At 68.3% G+C, this 13827-nt stretch carries 13 protein-coding genes; 5 read left to right on the top strand and 8 right to left on the bottom strand.

Annotated features, from left to right (window positions below; genetic code table 11):
• Window positions 1–27: 27 nt before the first annotated feature.
• From CJ179_RS24595 to CJ179_RS24560, 8 genes are all read right to left on the bottom strand, one after another.
• A complete protein-coding gene (locus tag CJ179_RS24595) occupies window positions 28–1083 on the bottom strand; it encodes a hydrogenase expression protein HypE (protein WP_095863172.1) in 1056 nt (351 codons plus the stop codon).
• A 160-nt stretch (window positions 1084–1243) separates the two neighbouring features.
• Window positions 1244–2038, bottom strand: coding sequence for a hydrogenase nickel incorporation protein HypB (hypB, locus tag CJ179_RS24590; RefSeq protein WP_095863171.1), 795 nt, complete (start codon window positions 2036–2038; stop codon window positions 1244–1246).
• Between the two features lie 5 nt (window positions 2039–2043).
• On the bottom strand, window positions 2044–2373 hold the full coding sequence (locus CJ179_RS24585) for a hydrogenase maturation nickel metallochaperone HypA (protein WP_072938989.1): 330 nt from the start codon (window positions 2371–2373) through the stop codon (window positions 2044–2046).
• Window positions 2374–2538: 165 nt separating this feature from the next.
• On the bottom strand, window positions 2539–4167 hold the full coding sequence (locus CJ179_RS24580; protein ID WP_095863605.1) for a transposase: 1629 nt from the start codon (window positions 4165–4167) through the stop codon (window positions 2539–2541).
• 117 nt (window positions 4168–4284) lie between these two features.
• Complete coding sequence (locus CJ179_RS24575; RefSeq protein ID WP_072938991.1) at window positions 4285–5433, bottom strand: acetyl-CoA C-acetyltransferase; 1149 nt, start codon at window positions 5431–5433, stop codon at window positions 4285–4287.
• A 13-nt stretch (window positions 5434–5446) separates the two neighbouring features.
• A complete protein-coding gene (locus CJ179_RS24570) occupies window positions 5447–6058 on the bottom strand; it encodes a TetR/AcrR family transcriptional regulator (protein ID WP_072938993.1) in 612 nt (203 codons plus the stop codon).
• Between the two features lie 91 nt (window positions 6059–6149).
• A complete protein-coding gene (locus tag CJ179_RS24565) occupies window positions 6150–6953 on the bottom strand; it encodes an SDR family oxidoreductase (protein ID WP_095863170.1) in 804 nt (267 codons plus the stop codon).
• Entirely contained in the window at window positions 6950–8170 is a 1221-nt protein-coding gene (locus tag CJ179_RS24560) for an acyl-CoA dehydrogenase family protein (RefSeq protein WP_095863169.1), read from the bottom strand. The genes CJ179_RS24565 and CJ179_RS24560 overlap by 4 nt, the downstream gene beginning before the upstream one ends.
• A gap of 48 nt (window positions 8171–8218) precedes the next feature.
• Between CJ179_RS24560 and fadD3 the strand changes: the two genes are divergently transcribed.
• From fadD3 to CJ179_RS24535, 5 genes are read left to right on the top strand one after another with little or no spacing between them, the layout of a single operon-like run.
• Window positions 8219–9766: a 3-[(3aS,4S,7aS)-7a-methyl-1,5-dioxo-octahydro-1H-inden-4-yl]propanoyl:CoA ligase gene (gene fadD3 / locus CJ179_RS24555; protein ID WP_095863168.1), complete on the top strand. Its 1548-nt coding sequence runs from the start codon at window positions 8219–8221 to the stop codon at window positions 9764–9766.
• Window positions 9763–10635, top strand: a complete 873-nt coding sequence (locus tag CJ179_RS24550) for an enoyl-CoA hydratase (protein WP_072939001.1) — start codon at window positions 9763–9765, stop codon at window positions 10633–10635. Before fadD3 ends, CJ179_RS24550 begins: the two co-directional genes overlap by 4 nt.
• A complete protein-coding gene (locus tag CJ179_RS24545; RefSeq protein ID WP_095863167.1) occupies window positions 10636–11796 on the top strand; it encodes an acyl-CoA dehydrogenase family protein in 1161 nt (386 codons plus the stop codon).
• Complete coding sequence (locus CJ179_RS24540) at window positions 11793–12761, top strand: acyl-CoA dehydrogenase family protein (protein ID WP_095863166.1); 969 nt, start codon at window positions 11793–11795, stop codon at window positions 12759–12761. The genes CJ179_RS24545 and CJ179_RS24540 overlap by 4 nt, the downstream gene beginning before the upstream one ends.
• Window positions 12758–13807, top strand: a complete 1050-nt coding sequence (locus tag CJ179_RS24535) for an acyl-CoA dehydrogenase family protein (protein ID WP_095863165.1) — start codon at window positions 12758–12760, stop codon at window positions 13805–13807. The genes CJ179_RS24540 and CJ179_RS24535 overlap by 4 nt, the downstream gene beginning before the upstream one ends.
• Window positions 13808–13827: the final 20 nt, after the last annotated feature.

Below are 13827 nucleotides of genomic sequence, written 5' to 3'. Positions count from 1 at the left end.
GACCACCGCCCGAGACCCCGAGCGGGACTACCAGGTGCGTGTCGCGCCCGTGGTCAGTTTCGTACCGCGACTGCGCCAGTGCGGCTCTTTGTCCAACGTGTTCTTGGTGATCCTGCGCAAACTGCGAATGGCGGATCCGTACAGTCCGGACGCCGTGGTGGAGAGTTTGCCGCCCGGCGGTTCGTCCATGAACGGCATGAACTTGTCCGGGAAGCCCGGCATCGTGCACCCGATGCAGATACCACCCACATTCGGGCACCCACCCACACCGTTGATCCAGCCCCGCTTCGGGACGTTGCACTTGACGACAGGACCCCAGCACCCCAGCTTCACGATGCACTTCGGTGAGCCGTACTCGGTGGCGAAATCACCCTGCTCGTAGTAGCCGGCGCGGTCGCAGCCCTCGTGCACCGTGGCGCCGAACAGCCATTGCGGACGCAGCGCGTCGTCGAGCGGAATCATGGGCGCCTGCTCGGTGGCCATGTAGAGGAGATACGTCAACGTCTCCGACAGATTGTCCGGCTGGATCGGGCAACCGGGAACGCAGACGATCGGAATGCCCGCCTTCGACTTCCAGTCCCAGCCGAGATAATCGGGAACACCCATCGCCCCGGTCGGGTTGCCCGCCATCGCGTGGATGCCGCCGTACGTCGCGCACGTGCCCGCCGCGACGATCGCCGTCGCCTTCGGAGCCAGACGATCGAGCCACTCACTCGTCGTCACCGGCTGACCGGTCTCGGGATTGTTGCCGAAGCCGCACCAGTAACCCTCGTCGTGAAGTTGCTCGTTCGGGATGGAACCCTCCACCACCAGCACGAAGGGTTCGAGTTCGCCGCGGTCCGCCTTCCAGAACCATTCCAGGAAGTCGTTGGCGCCGCCCTCCGGACCGTTGTCGAAGTCGATCAGCGGCCAGTGCACGGCCACTTTGGGCAGGCCCGGCAGGGCCCCCAGGGCAATCTCCTCGACACTGGGCTGCGTCGCAGCCGTCAAGGCCACCGAATCGCCGTCGCAACTGAGTCCCGCATTGATCCACAGCACGTGAATCAGGGTGTCCTCGGCGTTGATTGCTTCCTGTGTCGGCATATCAGGTCGCTTTCCGGAGTGAACACAACTCCTGTCGCCACCGGAGTCGACCGTCGGCCCACCTGCGTGGCGCTGATATTTATTTAGCTCCGCCGCCGAGCGGATGTCAACGGTCCCCGGCGCGTCGCGCCGCGTCGTCCGGCCCCGTCGTGTAGTGGCTTCATTTCTTCGCGATCCAGTCGTACCACTGCCGAATGCCCTGACCGGTCGTCGCCGACAATGTGATCATCTGCAGGTCCGGGTTCACCGACCGGGCGTACTTCGTGCAGAGGTCGACGTCGAAGTCCACGTACGGCAACAGGTCCGCCTTGTTCACGATCACCAGGTTCGCCGCCGCGAACATGTGCGGATACTTCAGCGGCTTGTCCGTCCCCTCGGTCACCGAGATCACCACCACCCGGCTCTTCTCACCGAGATCGAACAGTGCCGGACAGACGAGATTCCCCACGTTCTCGATGAACAGCAGCGAATTCGGCTCGGGGTCCAGGGCGGTCAGCGCGTCCCGCATCATCTCGGCGTCGAGATGACACCCGGCGCCCGTGTTCACCTGCACCACAGCACATCCCGTCGCCTTGATGCGGTTGGCGTCGAGCATCGTCTCCTGGTCGCCCTCCACCACCGAGACCCGACGCTGCCCACCGATGTCGGCGATGGTGCGTTCGAGCAGCGTCGTCTTCCCGGACCCGGGCGAACTCATCACGTTGAGGGCGAGTACCCCGCGCCCCGCCAGCCAGCCCCGGTTGCGCTCGGCCGTGAGGTCGTTCTTCGCCAGCACCTTCTGTTCGAGGGTGACCGTCTCGGTCGCGTGTTCGTGAGTGTGTGGGTGCTCGTCGTGGGGGTGTTCGTGGGTGTGCTCGTGTGCGTGGTCGTGCGGGTGCTCGTGGTCGTGGGGGTGCTCGTGGGGCACCGTGATCCTGGTCCCCGTCTCGTCTCCGCATCCACAGGTGGCACACATTTGCGTCAGCTCACTTCCATCGAGAGGATTCGTAGTTCCCGACCCGACGTGACCTCTACGTCCGCACTTCCGCACGGGCACAGCAACACCAGGTCCGTGAGCACGAAGTCGTCGCCGCATTCACGGCAGTGCGCACCGCCCGGCGTGTGGTCGATGTCGAGACGGGCACCGTGCGCGACGGTCCCTTCGGTGACCAGTTCGAAACAGAACTGCATCGAATCGGCGACTACCGCAGTCAGCGCCCCCACCTGCACCCGCACGCTGTGGACCGTCCGTCCCGCAGCGGTCTCGCAGACGGCGTCGACGACGCTCTGGGTGATTGCCAATTCGTGCATCACGGCCCCGTTCAGGACTCGTCACTATCCTGTTCGAGCGTAGCGCTTCGCACCCGTGAGTACTTGTTAACCGCCGGGGGGATGTTGCGGAATTGAGTGACGGTGGTGTGGCTGTGTTCGGCGCGTTGGGCGGGTGCCGGTGCGGGCGGGGGTGGCCCCGCCTGGTCAGGTGGTGGCCGGGAGGGTGTGTCCTGCGGTCAGGTGGGTGAGGATCTTGCCGATGTTGTGGACCGCGGCGTGGAAGGCCCATTCGCTGCGGGCCCGGTCGAGGCCGCGGCTGGTGAACCGGCGGAATCCGAGGTTGTGTTTGGCGTGCCCGAACACGGTTTCGGCGATGGGTGAGCGTTGGCGGTAGGTGGCGATGCCGGCCTCGGTGCGCAGTCGGTGGGTCATCGCTGCGATCGGATCGGCGTGTGGTGGTGGGGATCCGGTGACCGGGTTCTCGGCCGCCGCGGTTTCGAGGTCACGGGCTTTGCCGGTGGCGATCAACCGGTCCGGGCCCGGGGCGGTCAGATTCTCGCGGGAGCAGTAGCCGGCGTCGAAGAGCATCACCCCGATCAACTCCTCCGGAGCCGGAGCCGGGGCCGGAGCCGGAGCGGGGGCGGGGTTCGGGTTGGTGTGGCGGCGGGTGGTGTCGATCAGTTGCGCGGCCTTACCGGCCTTGTCGACCATCTCGGGGAAGTAGTCGTAGTCGGCGGGGCCGGTCCCGACCCCGGTGGCCAGGATCACCCCGTCCACGCTGGTGAAGGCCTGGCAGTTGTAGCCCTGCAGCCAGCCGCCGCCGCGTAGCGGCTGCAGCCGCGAGTCGGGGTCGGTGGTGTTGCGGCGACGCTGCCCGGCGGTGGCATCGCGTGCGGCCTGCTTGCGCAGGGCGGTGTCGAGTTCGGTGCGCCGCCGCCGGACCAGGTGGTGCTCGTCGACCGGTTTCGGGACGAACCCGCCCCGGGCCCCGGACGCGGTGCGCTCCTCGAATCGGTCGAGCACCGCCTGCTGGGCGGTGACCGCCTGGGCCAGTCGCCGCTCGGCGGCGGCGACCTCGGCCCCGACCGGGACCCGGCCCATCACCGTCTGGCCGGCGTCGAGCCGGGCCAGGTAGTGCCGTGACTTCCCGTCCCGCTCGGCCTGCTCGGCCCGCTTGTCCGCGTCGAGCTGCGCCAACGCCTCCGCGATCCGCGCCGACCGGGTGCCCGGATCGGCCAACTCCGCCGGCACCTGGCCCGGGCCCGGATCGTCCTCGCCGTAGAGGTCGTCCTCGGCGTCATCGGTGGCCGCGTGCGCCGCCGCGGTGGCCGCGGCGATCCGCGCGGCCTCGGCGGCGGCGGCCTTGCGGAGCCCGGCCTCGGTGCGGTTGGCGTCCTTCGAGGCGTTCGAGGCGATCTTCACCCCGTCCAACGCGATCGTTTCGAGCCGCCCCAACCCCAGCGACGCCGCCAGGATCAGGACCTGCGTGAACAGGTCCTGACAGGCGGTGTGGTTGTCCTTGCGGAACCGGGAGATCGTCACGTGGTCGGGGGTGTCGCCGGCGCAGATCACCCGGTAGGACACCACCTCGGTGCAGGCCCGCTCGATCTGCCGGGAGGACCGCATCCCCCGCGACCACGCCCAGATCAGCAGGGTCACCAGCATGTCCGGGTCGTACCCGGCCCGGCCGGCGCCCCCGGTGCGACGAGAAGCGTGGAACGCCGAGGTGTCGAGGTGCTCGTCGACGATCTCGATCACCGTCCACACCGGATGCGTGGGCGGCACCCACTCCCGCATGTCCGGCGGCAACAGGAACTGCTGATCACGATTCACCGGTCGATATCCCTTGGCCACCAACACATTATCCAGGAAACCCCAGGTCAGACCAGGGTGACACGCGGACACCCCGACCCGGAATTTTGCAACAGCCCCCCGGCGGTTAAGAAGTACTCACAGGCGTTCGATGATGGTGACGTTCGCGGTGCCGCCGCCTTCGCAGATGGTCTGCAGACCGTAGCGGCCGCCGGTGCGTTCGAGTTCGTTGAGGAGCGTCGCCATCAGCTTGGTGCCGGTCGCGCCGAGTGGGTGGCCGAGGGCGATCGCGCCGCCGTTGACGTTGACCTTCGCCGGGTCGGCGCCGATCTCCGCGAGCCACGCGAGGACCACCGGCGCGAAGGCCTCGTTGATCTCGACCAGGTCGATGTCGTCGATGCTCAGGCCGGTCTTCTCCAGCGCGTAGCGGGTCGCGGGGATCGGCGCGCTGAGCATGAAGATCGGGTCGGCGCCGCGGGCGCTGAGGTGGTGGATGCGGGCGCGGGGCGTCAGGCCGTACCGCTCGACCGCTTCCGGTGAGGCCAGCAGCACCGCGCTCGCACCGTCGGAGATCTGGCTCGCGACCGCGGCCGTGAGACGTCCGCCGTCGGTGAGGGTCTTCAGGGCGGCCATCTTCTCGAGGCTGGTCTCGCGCGGACCCTCGTCGGTGGTGAAGTCGCCCACCGGCACGATCTCGCGGTCGAAGCGACCCTCGGCGATGGCGGTCCGCGCCCGCTCGTGGCTCTGCAGCGCCCAGCGTTCGAGTGCCTCGCGGCTTATGTCCCACTTGTCCGCGATCAGTTCGGCGCCGTGGAACTGCGACACCTCCTGGTCGCCGTAGCGCTCGGCCCAGCCCGTCGATCCGCCGAACGGGGTGTCGAATCCGTACTGCTGCCCGACCACCATCGCCGACGCGATCGGGATCTGGCTCATGTTCTGCACACCGCCCGCGACGATCAGGTCGGCGGTGCCGCTGAGGATCGCCTGCGCACCGAAGTGGACGGCCTGCTGGCTCGACCCGCACTGCCGGTCGACCGTGACCCCCGGGACCTCTTCCGGGTAGCCGGCGGCGAGCCACGCGGTGCGGGCGATGTTGCCTGCCTGTCCGCCGATCGCGTCGACACAACCGAAGACGACGTCGTCGACACCGGCCGGGTCGATGCCCGTGCGCTCGACGACGGCCTTGATGACGTGCGCACCCAGGTCGGCGGGATGCACGCCGGACAGGCCACCGTTCTTCTTGCCGATCGGGGTGCGAACGGCGTCGACGATGTAGGCCTCGGTCATGTGAAACTCCTAGTCAGTGTTGGGGACTCGCGAGTCCGTCCAGGACGATCGAGAGGTATTGCTTGGCCACGGTGTCGACCGTGACGGAACCGCCGGGCCGGTACCAGCGGACGGCGACCCAGGCGGTGTCGCGGAGGAAACGGAAGGCGAGTTCGACGTCGATGTCGGCCCGGAAGCTGCCGTCCTTCACCCCCGCCTCGAGCACACCCATCCACAGGTCGCGGAATTCGGTGTTCAGTTCGGACAGGTACGTGAAGCGCTCGTTGGCGACGAGATGCTTCACCTCGTCCTGGTAGATCGCGACCGCCGAATGCGACGCGTCGATCGCCTCGTAGGACGTAGTGACCAGCGCTTCGAGGGTCGCGCGACTGTCGAGTCCGGATGCGACGATCTCGCGGTACTTGCCGAACAGGTCGTCGAGGAAGCCCCGTAGGATTTCGTCGACCATCGACTCCTTGGAGTCGAAGTGGTGGTACAGGCTGCCCGACAGGATGCCCGCGGCGTCGGCGATGTCGCGCACGGTGGTGGCCCGCAGGCCGCGTTCGGCGAAGAGGGTGGCCGCGATGTCGAGGAGTTCGGCCCTGCGTCCGGTCTTGCCGGTCGTGTCGTCGAGGGGTGGAGTCATCGTCACATCCTATCAACCAAGCGCTTGCTAGGTACTCCGGCCCCGTGCGCCTTTCTGGTTGTCGGAGCTACCAAAAAGGCGCACGGGGCGGCTACGCCCTCTGCGACGAGATCGACACGACCTCGCCGGTGAGGTAGGTGGTGTAGTCGCTGGCGAGCATGGCGATGGTGGCGGCGATTTCCCACACCTCGGCGGCGCGGCCGAAGGCCTCGTCGGATGCCAGTTTGTCGAGGAGTTCCTCGCTGGTGACCTTGGCGAGGAAGGCGTGCCGGGCGATGGACGGTGCGACGGCGTTGATCCGGACCCCGTATTCGGCGGCCTCGATCGCGCTGCAACGGGTGAGCGCCATGACGCCGGCCTTCGCCGCCGCGTAGTGGGCCTGCGAGTGCTGCGCCCGCCAGCCGAGGACGGACGCGTTGTTGACGAGCACTCCGTTGTGCTCGACGCCCTTGAAGTAGCGCAGCGCCGCGCGGGTGGCGCGGAACGTGCCGTTCAGGGTGATGTCGAGGACGCGGTCCCACTCCTCGTCGGTCATGTCGACGAGCGGCGTCTCACCGCCGAGTCCGGCGTTGTTGACGAGGACGTCGATCCGGCCGAGGGCGTCGGCCGCCCCGGAAATCAGGGCGTCCACCTGTTCGGTACTCGACACGTCGCACGTCAGCGCCTCGACGGCCTGCCCGGGAAACTCGGCGGCGAGCTTCTCCTGGGTCTCGCGGAGCCGTCGTTCGTGCCAGTCGGACACCAGCACGTCGGCGCCCTCGAGCAGGGCACGTCGCGCGGACGCGTAGCCGATGCCGGTGCCCGCGGCGGCGGTGACGACGACCTTCTTTCCTTTCAGCAGGTCGTGGCCCGGCGTCTCGACGGGTGCGGTGGCGAGCGGTGCGGGTTTTGTCACGGTCGTGCCTCTCGGGGGAGTCCGAGCACGCGCTCGGAGATGATGTTGCGCTGGATCTCGTTGGATCCGCCATAGATGGTGTCGGCGCGGGTGAACAGGAACAGCCGCTGCCATTCGCCGAGTTCGAGATGTTCGGGATCGGTGATGTCGGACGTCGGGTCGACGGGGGCGAGGAGCGACGACGCACCCTGCACCTCCATCGCCAGCTGTCCGAGGTCGCGGTGCCAGTTGGCCCACAGCAGTTTCGCGACGGACGCCTCGGGCCCGGACGTTCCGGCGTCGACGGCCTCGAGGGTCCGCAGGGCGTGGGCGCGCATCACGCGCAGCCCCACCCAGGCGCGGGCGATCTTCTCGCGAATGTTCGGGTCGGACGCTGCGCCGGTGGTTTTCGCGAGGTCGACGACGCCCTGCAGTTCGCGGGCGAATCCGATCTGCTGCCCGAGCGTGGACACGCCGCGTTCGAAGGTGAGCAGCCCCATCGCGACCCGCCAGCCGTCGCCGGGTTCCCCGACCACCAGATCGGCGTCGGTGACGGCGTCGTCGAAGAACACCTCGTTGAACTCGGACGTGCCGGTGAGTTGCTGGATGGGCCGGACGGTGACGCCGGGCTGGTCCAGAGGCACGAGCAGGAAGCTCAGCCCCTGGTGCCGCTTCGACCCGGGTTCCGTGCGGCACAGCACGAACGCCCACTGCGCGACGTGCGCGAGCGACGTCCACACCTTCTGGCCGTTGATCACCCACTTGTCGCCGTCGAGTCGTGCGGTGGTCGCGACGTTGGCGAGGTCGGAGCCGGCACCGGGCTCGGAGTAGCCCTGCGCCCACAGTTCGGTGACGGTGTTGATCCCCGGCAGGAAGCGTCGTTTCTGCTCCTCGGTGCCGAACGCGATGAGCGTCGGTCCGAGCAATTCCTCGCCGACGTGACTGACGCGTGCCGGTGCCCCTGCCTTCGCGTATTCCTCGTGGAACACGACCTGCTGAGCCAGCGTCGCTCCGCGCCCGCCGTATTCCTTCGGCCAGCCGAGGCACGTCCATCCGGCGGCCGCCAGGTGCCGGTCCCAGGCGAGCCGTTCCTCGAAGAACTCGTGCTCGCTACCGGGGCCGCCCTTGCCCTTCAGCCGGGCGAAGTCGCCGGTCAGATTGTTTTTCAGCCACGTTCTGACGCTCTCGGCGAAGTCGTCGTCGGTGATCAGCCCGTCCGGGCTCTCGCTCTGGTCCACGTCTGTAAGATAACCTACCAAGCACTTGCTAGGTAGGTAGGGAGCCCAGTGACCGAACATCCGAGAACCATCCCGTCCGCCGTCATCCACGCCGCGCGTGCATACGGCGAGCTTCCGGCGGTGTCCGACGGCGACGTCCGTCTGACCTTCACACAACTGCACGACCGTGTCCGCGATTTCGCCGCCGCACTCTGCTCGCAGGACGTGCGGCCCGGCGACCACGTCGCGGTGTGGTCGCCCAACACGTATCACTGGGTGGTCGCCGCGCTCGGCATCCACTACGCCGGCGCGACGCTCGTCCCGATCAACACCCGGTACACCGCACCGGAGACCCTCGACATCCTCGAGCGCACCAAGACGACCGCACTCGTCGTCGCGGGCAACTTCCTCGGCACCGACCGGTACGCGTCGCTGCGCAACGAGTCGAGCACCCTCGACCTGCCGACGGTCGTCCGCGTGCCCGTCGACGGCGGCGACGCCCCGACCCCGGGTGTCGTCGACTTCGACGACTTCCTCGCCCTCGCCGACGAGGACACCCGCGCCGAGGCCGACGCCCGCGCGGTCGGCGTCTCCCCCGACGACGTCTCCGATGTCATGTTCACGTCGGGCACCACGGGCCGGAGCAAGGGGGTGATGAGCGCGCACCGGCAGTCGGTGGGGATCGCCCGGGCGTGGGGTGAGTGCGCGGAGGTGACGTCGGACGACAACTACCTCATCATCAACCCGTTCTTCCACACCTTCGGCTACAAGGCCGGGTTCCTGGTATGCCTGCTGAACGGGGTCACCGTCGTGCCGATGGCCGTGTTCGACGTCCCCAAGGTGATGGCGACCGTGCACGACGAGCAGATCACGGTGCTGCCCGGCGCCCCCACGATCTTCCAGTCGATCCTCGACCACCCCGACCGCCCGAAGTACGACCTGTCCAGCCTGCGGGTCGCGATCACCGGCGCGGCCGCGGTGCCCGTCGCCCTGGTGGAACGCATGCAGTCGGAACTCAGCTTCGACGCCGTCCTCACCGCCTACGGCCAGACCGAGGCCGTGGTGGTCACGATGTGCCGGACCGACGACGACCCGGTGACCGTCTCGACCACGTCCGGTCGCGCGATCCCCGGGATGGAGGTTCGGATCGGCGATCACGGCGAGATCCTGGTGCGCGGTGAGAACGTGATGCTCGGTTACCTCGACGACCCGGAGGCCACCGCCAAGACCATCGACGCGGACGGCTGGCTGCACACCGGCGATGTCGGCACCCTCGACGACCGCGGATACGTCGACATCACCGACCGTCTCAAGGACATGTACATCTCCGGCGGGTTCAATGTGTATCCCGCTGAGGTGGAGAACGCCCTTGCCAGGCTCGACGGTGTCGCGGAGTCTGCCGTCATCGGTGTTTCCGACCAGCGGATGGGCGAGGTCGGGCGCGCGTTCGTCGTGGCGAAGGCGGGTACCGCGCTCGCCGAGGCCGACGTGATCGCGTTCTGCAAGGAGCGCCTCGCCAACTTCAAGGTGCCCCGCTCGGTGCGCTTCGTCGACTCCCTCCCCCGGAACCCCTCCGGGAAGGTCATGAAAAACGTTCTGCGTGAGGAGAAGAAATGACGGTTCCGGACGAGGGTGACGTCGTCACCTACGACGTGCGCGACGGTGTCGCATTCGTGACGCTCAACCGCCCCGATTACCGCAACGCCCAGAACTCGGTGATGACGTACGCGCTCGACGCCGCGTTCGAGCGGGCCGTCGAGGACGACGACGTGAAGGTGATCGTCCTCGCAGGCAACGGCAAGCACTTCAGCGCCGGGCACGACATCGGCACCCCGGGCCGCGACCATCACGTCCATTACGACAACAAGGCCGTGATGTGGTGGGACCACGTCGACAAGCCCGGCGGCGACCAGCGCTACGCCCGCGAGATGGAGGTGTATCTCGGGATGTGCCGTCGCTGGCGCGAGATCCCGAAGCCGACCATCGCGATGATCCAGGGCGCCTGCATCGCCGGCGGTCTGATGCTGGCGTGGGTGTGCGACCTGATCGTCGCGTCGGACGACGCCTTCTTCTCCGATCCGGTCGTACGTATGGGCATTCCCGGGGTCGAGTACTTCGCGCACCCGTGGATGCTGGGACCGCGGTTCGCGAAGGAGATCCTCTTCACCGGCGACCGGTTCACCGCGCAGCGCGCGTACGAGGTGGGCATGGTCAACCGCGTCGTGCCGCGCGAGGACCTCGAGACGGAGACCCTGGCGATCGCCGGCCGCATCGCCGCGATGCCCCGGTTCGGTCTCGCGCTCACCAAGAAGGCCGTCAACCAGTGCGAAGACCAGATGGGCATGCGGAACGGCATGGACTCCGTCTTCGGCCTCCACCACTTCGCGCACGCGCACAATGCGGAGATCGACACCGATCCGCTCGGCGGCATGGACGCCAAGTCGATGGCCGCCAGCGCCCGCAACTCGAACGAAGGAGCCAAGTAAGTGGATCTCGAGTTCGACGACGCCACCGTCGCCTTCCGCGAGGAGGTGCGAACCTTTCTGCGCGACAACGTTCCCGCCGAGCCGCTACCGTCGATGGACACCGCGGAGGGTTTCGAGGCGCACCGCGAGTGGGAACGCACTCTCGCCGACGCCCGGCTGTCCGTGGTGTCGTGGCCGGAGGAACTGGGCGGACGCGACGCGTCGCTGCTGGAATGGGTGGTGTTCGAGGAGGAGTACTACCGCTCCGGTGCACCCGGACGCGTCAGCCAGAACGGCATCTTCCTGCTCGCCCCGACGCTGTTCGAGCACGCGAACGCCGAGCAGCTGGCCCGCATCATGCCGAGGATGGCCCGCGCCGACGACATCTGGGCGCAGGCCTGGTCGGAACCGGAGTCGGGCAGTGATCTCGCGTCGCTCCGCTCCACCGCCCGCCGTGTCGACGGCGGCTGGGTGCTGAACGGGCAGAAGACGTGGAGCTCCCGCGCGAGCTTTGCTGACTGGGGTTTCGGGCTGTTCCGGTCCGACCCGGACGCCCAGCGGCACAAGGGCATCACGTACTTCATGTTCGACCTGCGGTCACAGGGTGTCACCGTCCGCCCGATCGATCAGCTGGACGGCGAACCCGGGTTCGCGGAGATCTTCCTCGAGGACGTCTTCGTGCCGGACGACGCCGCGAACCCCGGCGAGTCGGGAGTGATCGGCGGTGTGAACGAGGGCTGGCGGGTCGCGATGAGCACCGCGTCCAACGAACGTGGGCTGTCGCTGCGCAGCCCGGGACGGTTCCTTGCCACGGTGGACCGGCTGATCGCGCTGTTCGAGACCTCCGGACGCACCGACGACACCGCGCTGCGCGACCGGGTCGCCGACGCCTGGATCGGTGCCCGCGCGTACCAGCTGAATACATTCGGCACCGTCACCCGGCTCGCGGACGGCGGCCAACTCGGGGCCGAGTCGTCGATCAACAAGGTGTTCTGGTCGGAGTGGGACATCACCACGCACGAGACTGCGCTCGAGCTGCAGGGCGCCTCGGCGGAGCTCGCCGACAACTGGACGGACGGCTACCTGTTCTCCCTTTCCGGCCCGATCTACGCCGGCACCAACGAGATTCAGAAGAACGTGATCGCCGAGCGCCTGCTCGGCCTACCGAAGGCGGATCGATGAGATTCACACTCGACTCCTCCCATCAGGACTTCGCGTCCAGCATCGACGCACTGCTGTCGAAGGCCGACATGCCGGCGGTGATCCGGTCGTGGAACACCGGCGACACCGGCCCCGGTCTGAAGGTGTGGCAGCGCCTCGCCGAGACGGGCGTGAACGGATTGCTGGTGTCCGAGGAACACGACGGCCTCGGCGCCGACGCCGTCGACCTCGTGGTGGCCGTCGAACAACTCGGACGCCACGCGGTCCCCGGCCCGGTGGCCGAGACCGTCGCCGTCGCGCCGGCCCTGCTCGCGCAGGTGTCATCGGACCGGCTGTCGGCGTTGGCTTCCGGTTTGCTCGCCACAGTCGCCGCCGGCCCGCACGTGCCGTTCGCGGTGGACGCGGACTCGGCCGATCTGGTCCTGCTCGTCGACGGTGCCACCCTGTCTCTCGGACAGGCCGGTGCGGTGCAGAACTCGGTGGATCAGTCTCGGCGGCTGTTCCCGCTGACCGCCGGCGAGACCCTCGGTGACGTGGACTTCGGGCCCGCGTTCGACCTCGGCGCCCTCGCGACCGCGGCCCAACTGCAGGGACTCGGCCAGACCCTGCTCGACGTCACCACCGACTACGCCAAGCAGCGCAAGCAGTTCGGCAAGCCGATCGGACAGTTTCAGGCCATCAAACATCACCTGGCGGAAGTGGCTGTCGGGCTGGAGATGTCGCGGCCGCTTCTGCACGGTGCGGCGCTGGCCGTGCGGGACGGCTCCGCAGACAGTTCCCGGGACGTGTCGGCCGCGAAGGTGGCGTGCGGAGATGCCGCGTACCGGGCGGCGCGGGTGGCGCTCCAGGTGCACGGCGCCATCGGGTACACGCAGGAGCACGATCTGTCGTTATGGCTGACGAAGGTCCGCGCGCTCGTGTCCGCTTGGGGCACACCGGACTTCCACCGCGGTCGTGTCGTCGATTCGCTCGTGGAGGCATCATGAGTTTCGACAACGAGGAACGCGCCGCGCTCCGGTCGTCGGTCCGGGACCTGCTCGGCAAGCACTCCGACTCCGCCGCCGTCCGCCGGGCGATCACCACCGGGCACGGCTACGACGACGCGCTGTGGTCCAAGTTGTGCGAGCAGATCGGTGTCGCCGCGCTCGCCATCCCGGAGAAGTACGACGGCGTCGGGGCATCGCTGCTGGAAGTCCATGTGGTGCAGGAAGAGCTGGGCCGCACGCTGACGCCGTCGCCGATGCTCGGCAGCGCGGTGCTGGCCGCGCAGGCGCTGGTGTTGTCGGGGGACGACGACGCGTGCGCCCGGCTGCTTCCCGGCATCTCGGCAGGCTCGGTGGCCGCGCTGTGCTGGGCGGGCCCGGACGGGTGGTCCGGTTTCGGCGTCACCGCGTCGGGCGAGACGCTGTCGGGGACGGCGTCGTACGTCCTCGGCGGTGACGTCGCGGACGTGCTGCTGGTCCTCACATCCGAAGGCATGTTCGAGGTCGACCCGGCGGCGGACGGCGTCACCCAACGTCGCGTCCCGGCGATGGACCCGACGCGCGCGCTGTCGGAGGTCGTGTTCGACGGCGTCGCGGCGCGAAGGCTCGTCTCCCCCACCGACCTCGTCGACCAGTTGCGCACCGTCGCGCTGGTCGCGCTGTCGGCGGAACAGGTCGGCGCGGCGTCCGCGGCGCTGGAACAGACGGTCGAATATGCGAAGTCGCGCAAGCAGTTCGGGCGCGCCATCGGATCCTTCCAGGCACTGAAACACCGCATGGCCGACATGTACGCGCTCGTCGAGACGGCCCGGTCGATGTCGTACGCGGCGGCGCTGTCGGGGACGCACGACGATGCCGTCGTCGCGAAGGTGTACTGCTCGGAGGCGCTTCAGAACGTCGCGGCCGAGGCCATCCAGCTGCACGGCGGCATCGCCATCACCTGGGAGCACGACGCGCAGTTGTACTTCAAACGCGCGCACGGGAGCGCACAGCTCTTCGGGCAGCCGCGCGACTACCTCGCCGAGCTCGCTACCGCCGCCGGACTGTAGGCGGCTCCGCCGCCCGTGCG

Origin of the sequence: Rhodococcus sp. ACS1, assembly GCF_002300155.1 — a bacterium.
Classification (GTDB): domain Bacteria; phylum Actinomycetota; class Actinomycetes; order Mycobacteriales; family Mycobacteriaceae; genus Rhodococcus_F; species Rhodococcus_F koreensis.
This window is presented reverse-complemented; position numbering and strand designations above follow the sequence as displayed.